The following is a 19,445-nucleotide window of genomic DNA, read 5'->3' as shown; positions in this document are numbered from 1 at the left end:
ACGCCCATCTCCACACCCCAGACGGTATGGGTTAGTTTCATTTAAAAGAAGCCACCGCAGGACTATGACTGGTCCCCTGCGGCCCTCTTGGTCACCCGGCGATATCGCGAATGGCGATCTCGCTCATGATGCGTTCCAACACCTGATCGATGGATAATTCCGTGGAATCCAGCTGGATGGCGTCAGCCGCCGGTTTGAGCGGGGCTACCGCTCGCTGGGTGTCACGCTCATCGCGCGCACGTATCTCATCTAGCAGACTCGACAGACTAACACCATCGACTTTGCCCTTCAACTGCAAGTATCGACGGCGCGCACGCTCCTCGGCACTGGCGGTCAGGAAAATCTTCAACGGTGCGTCGGGAAATACCACCGTGCCCATGTCGCGGCCATCGGCCACCAGACCCGGTGATTCCTGAAAGGCCCGCTGGCGCTGAAGCAACGCGTCGCGCACGGCGGGCAACGCAGCGACTTGCGAGGCACCCGAGCCGATACTTTCAGTGCGGATGACATCGCTGACTTCGTCGCCTTCCAGAATAATGCGCTGCAGCTGACCGTCGGTCGCTGCGATGAACTGCACATCCAGATGAGCGGCAAGCTTTTTGAGCAACTCCTCATTCGTCAGGTCGACGCCATGGTTATGCGCCGCGAACGCCAGCAATCGATACAGCGCACCGGAATCCAGCAGGTTCCAGCCCAGGCGCTTGGCCAGCATGCCGGCGACCGTGCCCTTGCCAGAGCCGCTTGGCCCATCAATGGTGATGACCGGTGCGATGTTTTTCACGACTGAGCCTCTTGTGCAACACGGATACCGACCTGCGCGCACAGCGCGAGAAAGTTCGGGAACGAGGTCGCGACGTTGGCGCAGTCATGGATGCGGATCGGTGCAGTGGCGCGCAACGAAGCCACGCTGAAGGCCATGGCAATCCGGTGATCGCCGTGACCGTGCACTTCACCGCCGCCGATCTGGCCGCCGTCGATGATGAGGCCGTCCGGGGTTGGCTCGCACTTGACGCCCAAAGCCAGCAGGCCGTCCGCCATCACCTGGATCCGGTCCGACTCCTTCACGCGCAGCTCTTCGGCGCCACGCAGCACGGTGCGCCCTTCGGCACATGCAGCGGCCACGAACAGCACCGGGAACTCGTCGATAGCCAGTGGAACCAGCGCCTCAGGGATCTCGATACCTTTGAGTTTAGCTGCCCGTACGCGCAGATCCGCTACCGGTTCACCGCCGACTTCACGCTGGTTTTCCAGAGTGATATCAGCGCCCATCAGGCGCAGGATGTCGATCACGCCGGTACGGGTCGGGTTGATGCCGACGTGCTCAAGCACCAGCTCCGAACCTTCAGCAATCGACGCCGCCACCAGGAAGAACGCCGACGACGAGATATCGCCCGGCACTTCAATGTGGGTCGCGGTCAACTTGTGGCCGGACTCGACCGAGGCAGTCGCGCCGTTGACGCTCACCGGATAGCCGAAGCCGCGCAGCATGCGCTCGGTGTGATCACGAGTCGGCGCCGGCTCGGTGACGGTGGTCTTGCCTTCGGCATACAGACCCGCCAGCAGCAGGCAGGATTTAACCTGGGCGCTGGCCATCGGCATGGTGTAAGTCAGACCCTTGAGCTTGTTGCCGCCACGAATGGTCATCGGTGGACGACCTTCAGCAGCGGTCTCGATCACGGCGCCCATTTCACGCAGCGGATTGGCCACGCGATTCATCGGACGCTTGGACAGAGAAGCATCGCCGGTCAGAGTGCTATCGAAGTTCTGCGCAGCCAAAAGGCCAGACAGCAGACGCATCGAGGTACCGGAGTTGCCCAGATAGATCGGGCCCGGCGCAGGTTTGAGGCCGTGCAGGCCGACGCCGTGGATGGTCACACGACCGTGGTGCGGACCTTCGATCACGACGCCCATGTCGCGGAAGGCCTGCAAGGTTGCCAGGGCGTCTTCGCCCTCGAGGAAACCTTCCACTTCGGTAACGCCTTCAGCCAGGGAGCCGAGCATGATCGAGCGGTGGGAAATCGATTTGTCGCCCGGTACACGAATCCGCCCAGTCAGGCGGCCACCAGGTTGTGCCAGGAAAATCAGATCGTTGGAATTCATAGCGTCCACATAGGCCCGGCGGGCCAGGATTTTACTGAAATGCTCGCGGGCAACCCGGGCGCGCGTGAACACGCCCAATAATTGGTGCCCATCCCCTGCATCGACCGCGTCGCGCAAGGCGTCGAGGTCGCTGCGAAATGTATCGAGTGTGCGCAGGACAGCTTCGCGGTTGGCGAGGAAGATGTCGTGCCACATGACCGGGTCGCTTCCGGCGATTCTTGTGAAATCGCGGAAACCGCCCGCAGCGTAACGGAAGATCTCAAGATTTTCATTGCGTTTGGCCAACGAATCGACCAAACCGAACGCCAGCAAGTGCGGCAGATGGCTGGTCGCCGCTAGCACTTCGTCATGACGCTCGACCTGCATGTGCTCGACGTCGGCACCCAGTTCGCGCCACAACCGGTCGACCACCGCCAACGCGGCCGGGTCGGTCTGATCCAGCGGCGTCAGAATGACTTTATGGCGACGGAAGAGTTCGGCATTGGAGGCTTCCACCCCGCTCTGCTCGGAACCGGCAATCGGATGCCCCGGCACGAAACGCGCCGGCATGCCGCCAAACGCTTCGGTCGCCGCGCGCACCACATTGCCTTTGGCGCTACCGACGTCGGTCAGAATCGCTTGCCCCAGGTCCATGCCCGCCAACAGCGCGAGCAACTTTTCCATGGCCAGGATCGGCACCGCCAGCTGAATCACGTCAGCGCCCTGGCAAGCCGCCGCCAGGTCTTCTTCGCAGCGATCCACCACGCCTAACTCGACCGCCAGCTTGCGCGACTGCGGGTCGAGATCGACCCCAACCACTTCGCGACACAGACCGCTTTCACGCAGGCCTTTGGCAAACGAACCGCCGATCAAGCCCAGACCAACCACCACCAGGCGACCGATCATAGGTTGCGCAGATTGCAGCGCAGTGACATCAACCACGGGCCATAACCTTGGTCAGCGCCTCGAGGAAGCGGCTGTTTTCTGCCGGCAAACCGATGGTGATACGCAGGTGGTTCGGCATGCCGTAGTTGGCCACCGGACGCACGATCACCCCTTCACGCAGCAACCCCTCGAACACTGGTGCCGCAACGCGACCCAGATCGACACAGATGAAGTTGCCTTTGGATGGAATCCAGCTCAACCCCAGCTCGCGGAAACCCGCTTGCAACTGCTGTATGCCGGACTCGTTCAGGCGGCGGCTTTCGGCCAGGTACTCGACGTCTTGCAGAGCCGCACAAGCGGCGGCCAGCGCGAGGCTGTTGACGTTGAACGGCTGACGCACGCGATTCAGCACATCGGCGACGATGACCGAGGACAAACCATAGCCGACCCGCAGCGACGCCAGGCCATAGGCCTTGGAGAAGGTGCGCGAGACCAGCAGGTTCGGGTAGGCCGCCAGATAGTCCAGGCCATCGGGCAAGTCGCTGCCTTCGGCGTACTCGATGTAGGCCTCGTCCAGCACCACCAGTACATGGGCCGGTACGTCCTGCAGGAAATCATCCAGCGCCTGGGCGTCGAACCAGGTCCCGGTCGGGTTGTTCGGGTTGGCAATGAACACCACGCGGGTATCGGCATCGATCGCAGCGAGCATGGCCGACAGATCGTGGCCCCAGTCTTTGGCCGGGATCACTTTTGCCTGGGCACCGACGGCCTGGGTGACGATCGGATAGACCGCAAACGCATGGGCGCTGAACACCGCGTTCAGGCCTGGCGCCAGATAGGCACGCGCCACCAACTCCAGAATGTCGTTGGAGCCGTTGCCCAGCGTTACCTGGTTCAGCTCGACGCGGCACTGGTCGGCCAGCAGGGTCTTGAGCGCAAAACCGTTGCCGTCCGGATAGCGGGTCAGCTCGGTCAGCGCTTCGCGAATCGCTGCCAAAGCCTTGGGACTGGCACCCAACGGGTTTTCGTTGCTCGCCAGTTTGACGATATTGGCCGGATCAAGGTTCAGCTCACGGGCCAGTTCGTCCACGGGCTTGCCCGGAACGTAAGGCGAAAGTTGTTGCACGCCCGGCTGTGCCAGAGCGAGGAAGTTGCCACTCATTTGCTACCGCCCTTAGAGAACTGCTTTCGGGTAGGAACCCAGCACTTTGAGTGCTACTGCTTCCTGACTGATCTTTTCCAGTACACCCTTGACCAGAGGGTCGCGGTGGTGGCCGACGAAGTCGATGAAGAACACGTAGGTCCATTTACCGCTGCGCGACGGACGGGTCTCGATGCGCGTCAGGTCGATGCCATTGTCGTGGAACGGCACCAGCAGCTCGTGGAGCGCGCCGGGTTTGTTGCTCATGGAGACGATGATCGAGGTCTTGTCGTCGCCGGTCGGCGGTACTTCCTGGCTGCCGATCATCAGGAATCGCGTGGAGTTGTCCGGACGATCCTCGATTTTCTCGGCCAGACGAGTCAACCCGTACAGACCGGCGGCCATGTCGCCGGCAATCGCGGCCGAGTTCCACTCACCCTTGACCCGCTTGGCCGCTTCGGCGTTGCTCGAAACCGCCACGCGCTCGACATTCGGGTAATGGGCGTCCAGCCACTTACGGCACTGGGCCAGGGACTGGGCGTGGGAATAGATGCGGCTGATGCTGTCGGTCTTGGTGTTTTCACCCACCAACAGGTGATGGTGAATCCGCAGCTCAACTTCGCCACAGATCACCATGTCGTGTTCGAGGAAGCTGTCGAGGGTGTGGTTGACCGCACCCTCGGTGGAGTTTTCCACCGGGACCACGCCAAAGTTCACCGCACCGGCCGCGACTTCACGGAACACTTCGTCGATCGCCGCCATCGGCTTGCTGATCACCGCGTGGCCGAAGTGCTTCATGGCTGCAGCCTGGGTGAAGGTCCCTTCAGGGCCGAGGTAAGCCACTTTCAGCGGCTGCTCGAGGGCCAGGCACGAGGACATGATTTCGCGGAACAGCCGCGCCATCTCTTCGTTGCCCAGCGGCCCCTGGTTACGCTCCATTACACGCTTGAGCACCTGGGCTTCACGCTCAGGACGATAGAACACCGGCACTTCGCCTTCGGCCAGCGAGGCCATCTTTACTCGCGCAACTTCCTGGGCGCAACGTGCGCGCTCACTGATCAACTCCAGGACTTTTTCGTCCAGAGCATCAATGCGCAGGCGCAGTGCCTTGAGTTCTTGCTCAGACATTAGCCGTGTTCCTTCTCGAACTCTGCCATGTACGAAACCAGTGCGTTGACCGCAACGATATCGACGGCGTTATAGATGGAGGCACGCATGCCGCCCACGGAACGGTGGCCTTTGAGGTTCAGCAGGCCGCGCTCGTCGGCACCGGCCAGGAACGGCTTGTCGAGACGATCGTCGGCCAGACGGAACGGCACGTTCATCCACGAGCGGTCCGACTTGTTGATCGGGTTGCTGTACAAGCCGCTGGCGTCGATGAAGTCATACAGCGTGCGCTGCTTCACTTCATTGAGCTTGCCGATGGCTTCGACGCCACCCTGCTCTTTCAGCCACTCGAACACCAGACCGGACAAGTACCAGGCCAGGGTTGGCGGGGTGTTGTACATCGAGCCGTTATCGGCCGCGACCTTGTAGTTGAGCATGGTCGGGCAAATGGAACGGGCGTGACCCAGCAGGTCTTCGCGCACGATGTTCACGACGATGCCACTCGGGCCGATGTTTTTCTGCGCGCCGGCGTAGATCATGCCGAAACGCGAAACATCCACCGGACGCGAGAGAATGTCCGAGGACATGTCGGCGACCAGCGGCACATCGCCGGTTTCCGGAATCCATTGGAATTCCAGGCCGCCAATGGTTTCGTTCGGTGCGTAGTGAACGTAGGCCGCGTCTTTCGACAGCTTCCATTCGTTCTGGCCGGGGATAGCGAAATAGTCGTAAGGCTTGGCGGTGGCGGCAACGTTGACGTGGCCGTAGCGCGAGGCTTCTTCGATAGCTTTCTGCGACCAGATACCGGTGTCGATATAGTCGGCGGTGCCGCTTTCCGGCAACAGGTTCAGCGGAATCTGAGCAAATTGCTGGCTCGCGCCACCTTGCAGAAACAGCACTTTATAGTTCGAGGGGATATTCAGCAGATCACGCAGATCCTGCTCGGCCTTGGTGGCAATGGACACGAACTCATCGCTGCGATGGCTCATTTCCATGACCGACAGACCCTTGCCATGCCAATCAAGGAGTTCACCCTGGGCGCGCTTCAGGACAGCTTCGGGAAGCGCCGCAGGACCGGCACAGAAGTTATAGGCTCTCTTGCTCACATCCAATCTCGCTCTGATTTGGTGGTCACTTAAATCTTTCGGTCTGCGGATGATCGTTCCCACGCTTTGCGTGGGAATGCATCCAATGACGCTCTGCGTCATGGGACGCGGAGCGTCCCGAGCGGCATTCCCACGCAGAGCGTGGGAACGATCCTGTGCAGTGTCGCAAATTTTCAAACAGAACAAACAACAAGGGGGCGAATCTTCATCCGCCCCCTGCTTGCCCGCTTACTCTTGCGGCTCTTCGTCAGCGGCGGCGTCGAGTTGCTGGTCTTCGGTAACGTCGTCGATCACGACTTCACCGTCGAACACTGCACCCTCTTCACCTTCAAGCCCTTCGCCTTCCAGCTCTTCGCCTTCGACTTCCGATGGCTCTTGAACCCGCTCCAGGCCCACCAGCGTTTCATCGCTGGCCAGCTTGATCAGGGTCACGCCCTGGGTGTTACGACCCAGGCTCGACACTTCGTCGACACGGGTACGAACCAAAGTACCCTGGTCGGAAATCAGCATGATTTCCTCGCCGTCGAGCACCTGAACCGCGCCGACCAGACGGCCGTTACGGTCGTTGCTGACCATGGCGATAACGCCTTGACCGCCACGCTTGTACTCAGGGAACTCGGTGATCGCAGTGCGCTTGCCGAAACCACGCGCCGAAGCGGTGAGGATCTGGCTGCCTTCTTCCGGGATCAGCATGGAAATCAGCTTCTGGCCTTCCGGCAGACGCATGCCGCGGACACCGCGAGCGGTACGGCCCATAGCGCGGACGTCGGTTTCCTTGAAGCGAGTGACCTTGCCGCCGTCGGAGAACAGCATGACTTCACGCTCGCCATCGGTAATGGCGGCAGAGATCAGAACGTCGCCTTCATCCAGCTCCAGTGCGATCAGGCCGACGCTGCGTTGACGGCTGAAGGATTCCAGCGGGGTCTTCTTCACAGTGCCTTTGGCAGTGGCCATGAAGATGAAATGACCTTCGGTGTATTCCTCGACCGGCAGCATGGTGGTGATGTATTCATCACTGTCCAGCGGCAGCAGGTTGACCAACGGACGACCACGGGCAGCGCGGGACGCTTCGGGGATTTCGTAGGTTTTGAGCCAGTACACTTTGCCTTTGCTGGAGAACAGCAGCAGCGTGGTGTGGCTGTTGGCGACCAGCAGGTGAGCGATGTAGTCCTCATCCTTGACGCCGGTCGCCGATTTGCCTTTACCGCCACGACGCTGAGCCTGATACGCAGCCAATGGCTGGGTCTTGGCGTAGCCACCGTGGGAAATGGTCACGACGCGCTCTTCTTCCGGGATCATGTCACCCAGAGTCAGGTCGAGACGGGCATCGAGAATCTCGGTGCGGCGCACGTCGCCGTACTCGGCACGGATCACTTCCAGCTCTTCGCGGATCACTTCCATCAGGCGCGTGGCACTGCTGAGGATGCGGATCAGCTCGCCGATCTGGTTGAGGATCTCTTGATACTCGGCCAGCAGCTTCTCGTGCTCCAGACCGGTCAGACGGTGCAGACGCAGTTCCAGAATGGCTTGCGCCTGTTCCGGCGACAGGAAGTACTTGCCTTCGCGCAGACCGTATTGCGGGTCCAGGGTCTCTGGACGGCAAGAATCGGCACCGGCACGTTCAACCATCGCGACCACCGCAGAGGATTCCCAGGCCGTGCTGATCAGCGCTTCCTTGGCTTCCGACGGCGTTGGCGAGGCCTTGATCAGGGCGATGACCGGGTCGATGTTCGACAGGGCAACCGCTTGACCTTCCAGAATGTGACCACGTTCGCGCGCCTTGCGCAGTTCGAACACGGTACGGCGGGTAACCACTTCGCGACGGTGACGAACGAAAGCTTCCAGCAGGTCCTTGAGGTTGAGGATCCGCGGACGGCCGTCGATCAGCGCGACGATGTTGATACCGAACACCGCTTGCAGCTGGGTCTGGGCGTAGAGGTTGTTGAGGATCACCTCAGGCACTTCGCCGCGACGCAGTTCGATCACGACGCGCATACCGTCCTTGTCGGACTCGTCGCGCAGCTCGGTGATGCCTTCGAGCTTCTTCTCTTTTACCAGCTCGGCGATCTTCTCGATCAGACGCGCCTTGTTCAGCTGGTAAGGGAGTTCGGTGATGACGATCTGCTGACGACCACCGACCTTGTCGATGTCTTCGATCATCGAGCGGGCACGCATGTAAATGCGCCCGCGACCGGTGCGGTAGGCTTCGATGATGCCGGCGCGACCGTTGATGATCGCAGCGGTCGGGAAGTCCGGACCGGGGATGTATTGCATCAGTTCATCGACGGTCAGCTCAGGGTTGTCGATGAGTGCCAGGCAACCGTCGATGACTTCACCGAGGTTGTGCGGCGGGATGTTGGTCGCCATGCCCACGGCGATACCGCTGGAGCCGTTGACCAGCAGGTTGGGAATACGGGTCGGCATGACCGCCGGGATCATTTCGGTGCCGTCGTAGTTCGGCACCCAGTCCACGGTTTCTTTGTGCAGGTCAGCCAGCAGCTCGTGCGCCAGCTTGGTCATGCGCACTTCGGTGTATCGCATGGCCGCGGCGTTGTCGCCGTCCACCGAACCGAAGTTGCCCTGACCGTCTACCAGCAGGTAACGCAGCGAGAATGGCTGCGCCATCCGAACGATGGTGTCGTACACCGCGGTATCACCGTGAGGGTGATACTTACCGATCACGTCACCGACAACACGGGCAGATTTCTTGTACGGCTTGTTGAAGTCGTTGCCCAGCTCGCTCATCGCGAACAGCACACGCCGGTGCACGGGCTTCAAGCCATCGCGCGCATCCGGCAGTGCCCGCCCGACAATCACGCTCATCGCGTAGTCGAGGTAGGACTGCTTCAGCTCGTCTTCGATATTGACCGGGAGGATTTCTTTGGCCAGTTCGCCCATGAGAAGCCTGATTCCTTTTTCTGGTGAAACTTCGTCACATCCATATGGGACGAACGAAGCTCGCCGATGCAGACTGAGTGCCATGCACCGACTTACGACAAATCAACGAGTTATGCCATGGATCTGCGCAGTAAAGGCAGCCACATCAGGCTACCCTGGAAACCGCCGGATGTTATCACAAGAGCCGCCACGCACCTATCCCCCAGATGCGCATGGAGCATAGTTAGTTGACCGGTGACAGGCTTGAAGGGGACGAGAGGGGCTTAGAGCCAAATTTCATGGGAGATTGTAGTGTATTTGTTGCCTATCGGGCCCCATCGCGAGCAGGCTCGCTCCCACATTGGATCTGCATCGTGCACAAATCCCCTGTGGGAGCGAGCCTGCTCGCGATGGCAATCTCTCAGGAGCCAGAAATCATCAATGCAGACGCTTGCGGCACATCAACTGCGCCATTTTCGCGGTATCCGGCCGTTCGACGATGCCTTTTTCGGTGACGATCACATCGATCAGGTCAGCCGGGGTCACATCGAATATCGGGTTGAACGCATCGACATTCGCTCCGAGCCGCTTGCCGCCGACCTCCAGCAATTCGCGACCATCGCGTTCTTCGATGGGAATCTCGTCGCCACTGGCCAGGTTCATGTCGATGGTCGAACTCGGCGCCACCACCATGAAGCGCACGCCGTGGTGCATGGCATTGACCGCCAGTTGGTAGGTGCCGATCTTGTTCGCCACATCACCATTGGCGGTAATGCGGTCGGCGCCGACGATCACCCAGGTCACGCCTTTGGTTTTCATGATATGCGCAGCGGCGGAATCGGCATTGAGGGTCACGGGAATGCCTTCATTGGCCAATTCCCATGCAGTCAAACGCGAACCTTGCAGCCACGGACGGGTTTCATCGGCGTAGACGCGCTCGACCATGCCTTCGATGAACGCCCCGCGAATCACTCCCAGCGCCGTGCCGAAGCCCCCCGTGGCCAACGCGCCGGTATTGCAGTGCGTGAGGATCGCCTGGGCATTACCCTGATGCTTGCGGATCAAGTCCACGCCCAGTTGGGCCATGGTCAGGTTGGCTTCGCGATCACTTTCATGGATGGCGATGGCCTCCGCCTCCAGCGCCGCCAGAGGGTCTGCGTCGTCCTTGAGGCGGTCCAGGCGGTCGCGCATGCGACTCAAGGCCCAGAACAGATTAACCGCTGTTGGACGGGAATCGACCAGTAACGCGTAATCCTCTTCCCACGCGGCCTGCCAGTCACCGCCCTCGGCCATTCGGGCGCGGGCTGACAGCACCATGGCATACGCCGCACTGATGCCAATGGCCGGCGCGCCGCGCACCACCATTGAGCGAATGGCCTCAGCCACGCCCGCGGCGCTGGTGTAGGCGATCCAGGTTTCCTCGAACGGCAAAATACGCTGATCCAGCAAATACAGGGCGTCATTACGCCAATCGATGGCCTTCACCTTCTCCGCAGCCAACAGTCGATCGCGCATCCCCATACCCCGCACTCATGAACAAAAACCGCCGATTATAGCGAGCCCCCCGCGAAGACGCTCGGGTATACTTCGCCATCCTTTACAAAAGCACTGGAACCGACTTTCGATGCCGACCCCCACCGCTGCGCTCGACCTGTTATTGCTGCCGACCTGGCTGGTACCCGTCGAACCGGCTGGCGTGGTCCTTAAAGAGCACGCCCTGGGCATCCGCGACGGTCGTATCGTATTTATCGGCCCGCGCGCAGCAGCCTTGAAGTTTAACGCAACCGAAGTCCGCGAATTGCCGGACATTCTGCTCAGCCCCGGCCTGATCAATGCTCACGGGCATGCGGCAATGACGCTGTTCCGCGGCCTGGCCGACGATCTCCCGCTGATGACCTGGCTGGAAAAGCACATTTGGCCCGCTGAAGCCAAATGGGTAGACGAGGCGTTCGTACGCGACGGCACCGACCTGGCCATCGCCGAGCAGATCAAAGGCGGCATCACCTGTTTCTCCGACATGTATTTCTTCCCGAAGGTCGCCAGCGAATGCGTACATAACAGCGGCATTCGCGCCCAGATCGCCATTCCGATCCTCGATTTCCCTATTCCAGGCGCCGCCACGGCGGATGAAGCCATTCGTCAGGGCGTTGAATTATTCGGTGATCTCAAGCATCACGAGCGGATCAAAGTCACCTTTGGGCCCCATGCACCCTACACCGTGGGCGACGAAACCCTGGAAAAAATCCGGGTGATCGCCGAAGAACTGGACGCCTCGATTCATATGCACGTCCACGAAACCGCTTTCGAAGTGCAGCAGTCGGTCGAGCAGTGCGGCGAACGCCCGCTGGCCCGCCTTGGCCGCCTGGGCCTGCTCGGGCCGCGCCTGCAGGCCGTTCACATGACCCAGATCAGCGATGAAGACCTGATGCTGCTGGTAGAAAGTAACACCCATGTGATTCATTGCCCGGAGTCGAACCTGAAGCTGGCCAGCGGTTTCTGCCCGGTCGAGCGCTTGTGGCAGGCCGGGGTCAATGTGGCGGTCGGCACCGATGGCGCGGCCAGCAATAATGACCTCGACCTGCTCGGCGAAACCCGCACCGCTGCGTTGCTGGCCAAGGCCGTCGCCGGGTCGGCCACGGCGCTGGACGCCCATCGCGCCCTGCGCATGGCCACGCTCAATGGCGCCCGCGCGCTGGGCATCGAAGCTGAAACGGGTTCGCTGGAAGTCGGTAAAGCGGCGGACATCGTCGCGTTCGACCTGTCGGGCCTGGCGCAGCAACCGGTCTACGACCCGGTTTCGCAACTGATCTATGCCACTGGTCGCGACTGCGTGAAACACCTTTGGGTCGCCGGCAAGCAACTGCTCGACGACCGCCGCTTGACCCGCCTGGATGAAACACAGCTGTGCGCCACTGCCAAGGCCTGGGGCCAGCGCATTAGTGGCCATACCGAATCGTAAGCACCCTGGACCAAAACCGGGGCAACAGGATTTTTCAAGTTTTAGAGGACTGACACCATGAGCAACGTCGACTACGCCGAAATCGCCAAATTCGAAGCCCTGGCCCATCGCTGGTGGGACCGCGAAAGCGAGTTCAAACCGCTGCACGACATCAACCCGCTACGGGTCAACTGGATCGATGAGCGGGTCCATCTGGCCGGTAAGAAAGTCCTCGACGTCGGTTGCGGCGGCGGCATCCTCAGCGAAGCCATGGCTCAACGCGGCGCGACCGTAATGGGCATCGACATGGGCGAAGCGCCGCTGGCCGTCGCTCAGCTGCACCAACTGGAATCCGGCGTGAGCGTCGAGTACCGGCAGATCACCGCCGAAGCCCTGGCCGAAGAAATGCCCGAGCAGTTCGACGTGGTGACATGCCTGGAAATGCTTGAACACGTGCCGGATCCGTCGTCGGTCATCCGCGCCTGCTTCAAAATGGTCAAACCGGGCGGCCAGGTGTTCTTCTCCACCATCAACCGCAACCCGAAGGCCTATCTGTTCGCCATCGTCGGCGCCGAATACATCATGAAGTTGCTGCCACGCGGCACCCACGACTTCAAGAAGTTCATCCGCCCCTCCGAGCTTGGCGCCTGGAGCCGCATGGCCGGCCTGACCGTCAAGGACATCATCGGCCTGACCTACAATCCGTTGACCAAGCATTACAAACTGGCGGCCGATGTCGACGTCAATTACATGATCCAGACCCTGCGCGAGGAGTAAGCCGATGCGTATCAGAGCAGTCCTTTTCGACATGGACGGCACTCTGCTCGACACTGCGCCGGATTTCATCGCCATCTGCCAGGCGATGCGCGCTGATCGTGGTTTGCCGCCAATCAACACTCAACACATTCGCGATGAAATTTCCGGCGGCGCCAAGGCGATGGTCGCCGCAAACTTTTCCATGGACCCGGAATCGCCGGGGTTCGAGGAACTGCGTCAGGAATTCCTCGACCGCTACCTCAAGGGTTGCGCGGTCCACAGCCATCTGTTCGACGGCATGGCCGAAGTGCTGGAGAAAATCGAAAAGGCCAACCTGATCTGGGGCGTGGTCACCAACAAACCGGTGCGTTTCGCCGAACCGATCATGCAGCAGCTGGGCCTGGCCGAACGTTCGAAGGTGCTGATTTGCCCCGATCATGTGAAAAACAGCAAACCGGATCCGGAGCCGTTGATCCTGGCGTGCAAGATGCTCGACCTGGACCCGGCCAGCGTGCTGTTTGTGGGCGATGACCTGCGGGACATCGAATCCGGCCGCGATGCTGGCACCAAAACCTGCGCAGTGACCTACGGCTATATTCACCCGGACGATAACCCCAAGCACTGGGGCGCGGACGTGGTGATCGATCATCCGCTGGCGTTGCTCGATGTGTTGGATAACGCTTTGTGCAGTTGCTGAACACAGAGGCTTTTGTGGCGAGGGAGCTTGCTCCCGCTGGGCTGCGAAGCGGCCCCTCTATCTATGAACGCATTCTTTCAGGCACACCGCATTTGCAGGTTTTTACGACTGCTTCGCAGCCGAGCGGGAGCAAGCTCCCTCGCCACAAGTACGATGCCTGCCTGTTGAATTGTTGTGAGGTTTTTTATGTTTGATTATTCCGCCCGCCCTGAATTGCTCAAGGATCGGGTCATCCTGGTCACCGGCGCTGGCCGTGGCATCGGCGCTGCCGCCGCAAAAACCTACGCCGCCCACGGCGCCACCGTGCTGTTGCTGGGCAAGACCGAAGCCAACCTGACTCAGGTCTACGACGAAATCGAAGCCGCCGGGCATCCACAACCCGCCGTGATTCCGTTCAATCTGGAAACCGCACTGCCTCATCAATACGATGAACTCGCGGCCATGATCGAGACCGAGTTCGGCCACCTCGACGGCTTGCTGCACAACGCCTCGATCATCGGTCCGCGCACCCCGATCGAGCAGTTGTCCGGCGAGAACTTCATGCGCGTCATGCACGTCAACGTCAACGCCATGTTCATGCTCACCAGCACCCTGCTGCCACTGCTCAAGCTGTCTCAGGACGCCTCGGTGGTGTTCACCTCCAGCAGCGTCGGTCGCAAGGGTCGTGCGTACTGGGGCGCTTACGGCGTTTCCAAGTTCGCTACCGAAGGCCTGATGCAAACCCTGGCCGACGAAGTAGACACCGTGGCACCGGTGCGTTCCAACAGCATCAACCCCGGAGCTACCCGTACCAGCATGCGCGCCCAAGCCTACCCCGGTGAAAACCCGCTGAACAACCCGACACCCGAGGAGATCATGCCGGTCTACCTTTACCTGATGGGTCCGGACAGTACCGGCATCAATGGTCAGGCATTCAACGCTCAGTAGTGTCCGTGCGTCGCTTTTCTGCCGCGACGGCTTCCCGCCGCGGCACTCAAACCCGGTGGTAACTACCCCTGCTTCAAGTCAAATAAATGTCATCACCCTCCGCAACTCCCCTCGCATGACCTTCCAGCATTCTGATTTTTAAAGCTTTTTATTCGACTGAACCGAATGGCACGACTTTCGCTCTAAATTTGCTCAGACACGCCGTGTGAAAGCAGACGAGGCGGAGCTTGAGCCGATAGGTTACTAATCTTCGGCAAAGCGGACTAAACTCGTGCCAAATGTCCTACGGGACTGATGGACCAGTATGACGCGCAGCCCAAAGCCGCTCTCACCCAGCCTGTAAGACAGCCTTACTGCTTTAGGGGCTCACGCCATATGAAATCACCTTCCCAGACCAACGCAATTGACTTCGACAGTGCCAAATTGCAACGCCTGGGCTTTGGTCAGCAGCCTCCCCTCCTGGAGCGGCCCGCCAGTCTTGCGCAATTGCGCCAAGCGCTGGGCCTGCAACTGCAAACCAGTCTTGAGCCGCAACGCATTCTCGGACTTTTCTTCCGTGAAATTCAGCGCCTTGTGCCGCTGGATGCCTTGAGTTACGAACATCAACCCAGCGACTTGCGCCTGCAATTCGGCACGCGGGGTCATCATTCAATCAGCTACAGCCTCAGCCATGAAGGCGAGCAATTGGGTGAGCTGGTGTTCCGTCGCAATCAGCGTTTCAGTGACCAGGAACAGGGCAACCTGGAGTCACTGTTGTCGACCCTGCTCTTCCCCATGCGAAACGCTCTGCTCTACCGAGCGGCGACTCAAAGTGCATTGCGTGATCCGCTGACCGATACCGGCAACCGCATCGCTATGGATCAGACGCTGGAACGGGAAATCGAAATGTCGCGGCGACACTCGCAACCCCTGTCGCTGTTGATGCTGGACATCGATCACTTCAAACAGATCAACGACACCTACGGGCACAGCGCCGGCGATGAAGTGCTGAAGGCCGTCGCAGCCTCGATCAAAAACCAGTTGCGCAACGTCGATATGGTGTTCCGGTTTGGTGGCGAAGAATTCCTGATTCTGCTTTCTAACACCAGTCGGGAAGCTGCAGCCATGATCGGTGAACGACTGCGGTTTGCGGCGCAGGCTCAGGACTATGAGGCCGAGGGGAAGGTGATCGAGCTGACGGTCAGCATCGGTTGCTCGACGCTGCTGCCCGGCGAATCTGCCGAGAGTCTGTTGCGACGGGCCGACAGTGCGTTGTATGTGGCCAAGCGTGAGGGGCGTAATCGCCTTGCGATGGCGGGCTGATATTTCAGCACCGCTGTATAACCAATGTGGGAGCGGGCCCGTGGCGAGGGGGCTCGCCCCCGCTGGGCTGCGAAGCAGCCCCCAAATCTCTGATGTACCAAAGATCTTGTGAGTGCTACGCACTCAAACGGGGGCGAGCCCCCTCGCCACAGGTTTGCTCCCACATTTGGTTTGTGTTGTTTTCAGGGGATCAGCTTTCAGCCAACGCCATCCGCTCACGGGCTACCGGGGTTTTCACTGCCAGTTCCAACTGCATGCAACGTTCCAGGAACAGATACATGTAGTCGTAACTTTTGCAGACAGCCTGGCGCAATTCCACTTGCAGTGCTTTGCTCGGGTTCATGCCCGCCAGGGTGCAGATGATTTCCAGCGCTTCCCATGGATGGGCATCGTCATACTGGGCGTGCATCTTCAACCACTTCATGGCCCGCTTGCGATCTTCCTCGGGGAACGCTGCCGCGTAGACGCCACTGGAACAGACCAGCGCCGACCACTCCCCGGTCGCACCCTCGATGGCGTAGTTGGTGGCCGCGATGGCCACGATCAGCGAGTCCGACGAACTGGTGTGCCAGCACCAGTGGCTCAAGGCGTGAAGCTCAGGGGCCACCTGTTGGGCTTGTAGATCTTCCAGGCTGATACCGTGAGCACGGCTCCAATGCACCCAGTAATCGGCATGGTTCAATTCGACGCGAATGTTGCGCATCAGCCAGCGACGCGCCATGTCTTCGCCAGGGTGGCGCGCAAAACGGGTCTTGGTCAGGTTCTGTGCCATGTACAAAGCGAACTGTTCGACCACCGGCCAGCCACCAATAAGGTACTGGCGCATGGTTTTTGCACTGAGTTTGTTATCTCGCATGCGTTGATACAGTTCGTGTCCGACAACCCGGCGCTTGCTCTCGCTGCAATCCTGGATCAGTTGCTGAGCCCAGGCGGGGTAACTTGCAGCTTCCATGAGTGGTCCGGTTCTGTTGAATGTGTCGATCACTGTCGCGCTCCTTTTGATTGTGATTTTCAGATCAACAAAAGTTTCAACGGAACGTGCCGGGCGCCTTGAACAACAAAGGTCGGGGCCGGGCTGGACGACTTTGCAAACTATCCCAGGTAAACAGATGCGGGCGTTCAATCACATACCCTTGAGCGTAATCCACCCCGATCTCCAGCAATGCCTGCTCGATCTGAGGTGTTTCAACGAACTCGGCAATCGTGCGCTTACCCATGACATGACCGATGTGATTGATCACTTCGACCATGGCGCGGTTAATCGGGTCGTCCAGCATATCCTTTACGAAACTCCCGTCGATCTTCAGGAAGTCTACAGGTAAATGTTTCAAGTAAGCGAATGAGGACATACCAGCGCAAAAGTCATCTAGCGAAAAATAACAACCTAAACCTTTGAGTTCATTGATAAATCTAATTGCGCTACCCAGATTTGCAATCGCACTGGTTTCTGTAATTTCAAAACAAATCATTTCAGGTGGAATTGAATATGCAACAAATTGTTCACGAAGGAAGTCCAGAAACGCCTCATCTCCGATAGTAATACCTGACAGATTTATCGCACACATGGCCAACGGCCCTGCGCGCTCTTCAGCGATGCATTGGGCAATGACCTTGAAAACATTTTCCACCACCCAACGGTCAATCGACGTCATCAAACCGTAACGCTCGGCGGCCGGAATGAAACTGTCCGGCAGAATCATGCGCCCCGCTTCGTCATGCAGGCGCAGCAGGATTTCGATATGCCCGCGGCCCTGCTCGTCAGAGCCAAGGGGCGCGATTTCCTGGGAGTACAGACAGAAGCGGTTTTCTTCCAACGCTACGTGCAGGCGCTGCACCCAGGCCATCTCGCCAAAACGCAGGGACAGCTCCGAGTCGTCGGCGTGATAGACCTGAACCCGGTTGCGACCCTTTTCCTTGGCCATATAACAAGCCATGTCAGCGGCCCGCAGCGAGGCTTCGAGGGTGGCCGGATTCTGGGCCACATGCACCAGACCGATACTCACGGTGGTCACGAACGGCCGGCCTTTCCAGACAAAATGCAGGTTCTGCACGGTCTGGCGCAGGCCCTCGGCGATTTTCTCGGCCGCTTCCGGCGCGCAGTTTTCCAACAGTATGCCGAACTCGTCGCCACCCAATCGGGCCAGGGTGTCGCCTTCGCGCAAACCTGATTGCAACAACGCACAGATATGCCGCAACAGCTCGTCGCCCGCCGCATGACCGCAGGTGTCGTTGACCAGTTTGAATTGATCCAGATCGAGAAACATCAAAGCGTGACGCCCCGCTTGGCGTATCAGGTTATGCAGGGCCTGTTCGAGGCGATATTCGAATTCGCGGCGGTTGGCCAGCCCGGTCAGGGCGTCATGGGTCGCCTGCCACGACAGATTGGCGATGTACTGTCGCTCCTGGGTCATGTCATGCAGCACCAGCACGGTGCCACTGACCTTGCCCGTATTGCGGATTGGCGCACCGACCAGTGTGACCGAAACCGTGCTGCCATCCAGACGCTGGATCAGTTTGGAATGCTCGCTGCCACCGCTGAGCTGACCGCTCAAAATGTGCTCGATCAAGGTAAAACCGTCGGCCTGAGCGTTCTCGTCCAGCAGATTGAACAGCGCCGCCAATGGCAACCCCGCCGCCTGTTCGGCCTTCCAGTGAGTCAAGGCCTCGGCGGCCGGATTCATATAGACAATCGCACCCTCGACATCCGTGGTGATCACCCCATCGCCAATCGATTGCAGAGTGATCTGCGCCCGGTCTTTCTCCAACTGCAAGGCATCGGCGAAGGCATGGCGCTGCTTGAGCAGTTTATGAGTACGCAGCAGGGCCAACACAATCAACCCCAGCGCGGTGGCGAGGTTCGTCACCAACAGCAGCCGGAGAATCACCCGCGAGCCTTCGCCCAAGGCGTCGCTGAACGCTTTGGCGGCAGGCGTCACGCCATCGTTGATGGCAAAAATCTGGTCTTTCCAGCGTTTGACGTCGGCATCGGTGACCTGGCTATCGGCAATGCGCTGATGCATCTCCCGTGCGACGTTATCGAGTCGCACCAGGTACGCGTCACCGACCGTCCAGAGGTCGATGGCTTTTTCAAGGTAACTGAAGTGGCGGAAATTGAGGTACAGCCAAATCAGGCTGGAGACGTCGTCAGGGTGGTTGCCGCCCTTGAGGATCGCGACCCGCGCCGCCTCGATATTCGGAGGCTGATGATCCAGCGCCAGACGCAATTCATGGCCACCCTGAGGCACCGCAATTGCGTTCTGGTATTTGAGAAAAATTGTTTCGTCGCGACTGTCGGCGTAGAGATTGAGGTAATAGATGGCGTCTTTCTGGCCCTTGGACCACAGGCTTTCACCACCGACGTAGCCGCGTACCGCCGAAAGAACGTAAAGACTGACACCTCCCAACACTGCCTGAAATAACACGACGGCGATAAAAGGCCAGACGATGCCCAACAACCGAGGGGTTCCGAGAGTCCGTTTCTGCTTCATGAGGTCCTTTACGTACGCACTACCAGATCATCATCAGGTTGAAATCGCTATCGCTAGACTAGGGTGCGATCGTGATCCCGACAAGTGCGAACCTGCTGTCATCCTTGAGCAAGTCCTCACAGACAGTTTTTTCATCAATAGA

Annotated in this window: 14 protein-coding genes; 5 read left to right on the top strand and 9 right to left on the bottom strand. The window is 59.6% G+C overall.

Going from position 1 to position 19,445, the window contains the following annotated elements; all coding sequences use genetic code 11:
- Window positions 1-91: 91 nt before the first annotated feature.
- The 7 genes from cmk to mtnA all read right to left on the bottom strand — a co-directional run bounded on the left by cmk (window position 92) and on the right by mtnA (window position 10,710).
- Window positions 92-781, bottom strand: coding sequence for a (d)CMP kinase (cmk, locus tag PMI18_RS16950; RefSeq protein ID WP_007899742.1), 690 nt, complete (start codon window positions 779-781; stop codon window positions 92-94).
- Window positions 778-2,985, bottom strand: a complete 2,208-nt coding sequence (locus PMI18_RS16955; RefSeq protein ID WP_007899731.1) for a bifunctional prephenate dehydrogenase/3-phosphoshikimate 1-carboxyvinyltransferase — start codon at window positions 2,983-2,985, stop codon at window positions 778-780. Before PMI18_RS16955 ends, cmk begins: the two co-directional genes overlap by 4 nt.
- A gap of 28 nt (window positions 2,986-3,013) precedes the next feature.
- Window positions 3,014-4,126, bottom strand: coding sequence for a histidinol-phosphate transaminase (hisC, locus tag PMI18_RS16960; RefSeq protein ID WP_007899728.1), 1,113 nt, complete (start codon window positions 4,124-4,126; stop codon window positions 3,014-3,016).
- A gap of 12 nt (window positions 4,127-4,138) precedes the next feature.
- Window positions 4,139-5,233, bottom strand: a complete 1,095-nt coding sequence (gene pheA, locus PMI18_RS16965; RefSeq protein WP_007899727.1) for a prephenate dehydratase — start codon at window positions 5,231-5,233, stop codon at window positions 4,139-4,141.
- On the bottom strand, window positions 5,233-6,318 hold the full coding sequence (gene serC, locus PMI18_RS16970; RefSeq protein ID WP_033036325.1) for a 3-phosphoserine/phosphohydroxythreonine transaminase: 1,086 nt from the start codon (window positions 6,316-6,318) through the stop codon (window positions 5,233-5,235). Before serC ends, pheA begins: the two co-directional genes overlap by 1 nt.
- A 228-nt stretch (window positions 6,319-6,546) precedes the next feature.
- On the bottom strand, window positions 6,547-9,216 hold the full coding sequence (gene gyrA, locus PMI18_RS16975) for a DNA gyrase subunit A (RefSeq protein ID WP_007899725.1): 2,670 nt from the start codon (window positions 9,214-9,216) through the stop codon (window positions 6,547-6,549).
- 417 nt (window positions 9,217-9,633) lie between these two features.
- The gene (gene mtnA / locus PMI18_RS16980) at window positions 9,634-10,710 is read right to left on the bottom strand and encodes an S-methyl-5-thioribose-1-phosphate isomerase (protein WP_033036333.1); all 1,077 of its coding nucleotides are present in this window, start codon (window positions 10,708-10,710) and stop codon (window positions 9,634-9,636) included.
- Window positions 10,711-10,819: 109 nt separating this feature from the next.
- Between mtnA and PMI18_RS16985 the strand changes: the two genes are divergently transcribed.
- From PMI18_RS16985 to PMI18_RS17005, 5 genes are all read left to right on the top strand, one after another.
- A complete protein-coding gene (locus tag PMI18_RS16985) occupies window positions 10,820-12,154 on the top strand; it encodes a TRZ/ATZ family hydrolase (protein ID WP_007899723.1) in 1,335 nt (444 codons plus the stop codon).
- Between the two features lie 57 nt (window positions 12,155-12,211).
- Window positions 12,212-12,910, top strand: a complete 699-nt coding sequence (gene ubiG, locus PMI18_RS16990; RefSeq protein WP_007899720.1) for a bifunctional 2-polyprenyl-6-hydroxyphenol methylase/3-demethylubiquinol 3-O-methyltransferase UbiG — start codon at window positions 12,212-12,214, stop codon at window positions 12,908-12,910.
- A gap of 4 nt (window positions 12,911-12,914) precedes the next feature.
- Window positions 12,915-13,586, top strand: a complete 672-nt coding sequence (gene mupP / locus PMI18_RS16995) for an N-acetylmuramic acid 6-phosphate phosphatase MupP (RefSeq protein ID WP_007899714.1) — start codon at window positions 12,915-12,917, stop codon at window positions 13,584-13,586.
- Window positions 13,587-13,772: 186 nt separating this feature from the next.
- The gene (locus PMI18_RS17000) at window positions 13,773-14,513 is read left to right on the top strand and encodes a YciK family oxidoreductase (RefSeq protein ID WP_007899713.1); all 741 of its coding nucleotides are present in this window, start codon (window positions 13,773-13,775) and stop codon (window positions 14,511-14,513) included.
- Between the two features lie 375 nt (window positions 14,514-14,888).
- On the top strand, window positions 14,889-15,815 hold the full coding sequence (locus PMI18_RS17005; protein WP_007899707.1) for a GGDEF domain-containing protein: 927 nt from the start codon (window positions 14,889-14,891) through the stop codon (window positions 15,813-15,815).
- Between the two features lie 190 nt (window positions 15,816-16,005).
- Here PMI18_RS17005 and PMI18_RS17010 read toward each other — a convergent pair whose 3' ends face one another.
- The gene (locus tag PMI18_RS17010; protein ID WP_443200868.1) at window positions 16,006-16,767 is read right to left on the bottom strand and encodes a TenA family transcriptional regulator; all 762 of its coding nucleotides are present in this window, start codon (window positions 16,765-16,767) and stop codon (window positions 16,006-16,008) included.
- A gap of 76 nt (window positions 16,768-16,843) precedes the next feature.
- Window positions 16,844-19,303, bottom strand: a complete 2,460-nt coding sequence (locus PMI18_RS17015) for an EAL domain-containing protein (protein ID WP_007899702.1) — start codon at window positions 19,301-19,303, stop codon at window positions 16,844-16,846.
- Window positions 19,304-19,445 lie beyond the last annotated feature (142 nt).

Source organism: Pseudomonas sp. GM102 (genome assembly GCF_000282555.1).
Lineage (GTDB): Bacteria > Pseudomonadota > Gammaproteobacteria > Pseudomonadales > Pseudomonadaceae > Aquipseudomonas.
The sequence above is the reverse complement of the archived record's forward strand: the minus strand, read 5'-3'. Positions and strand labels throughout refer to the sequence as shown.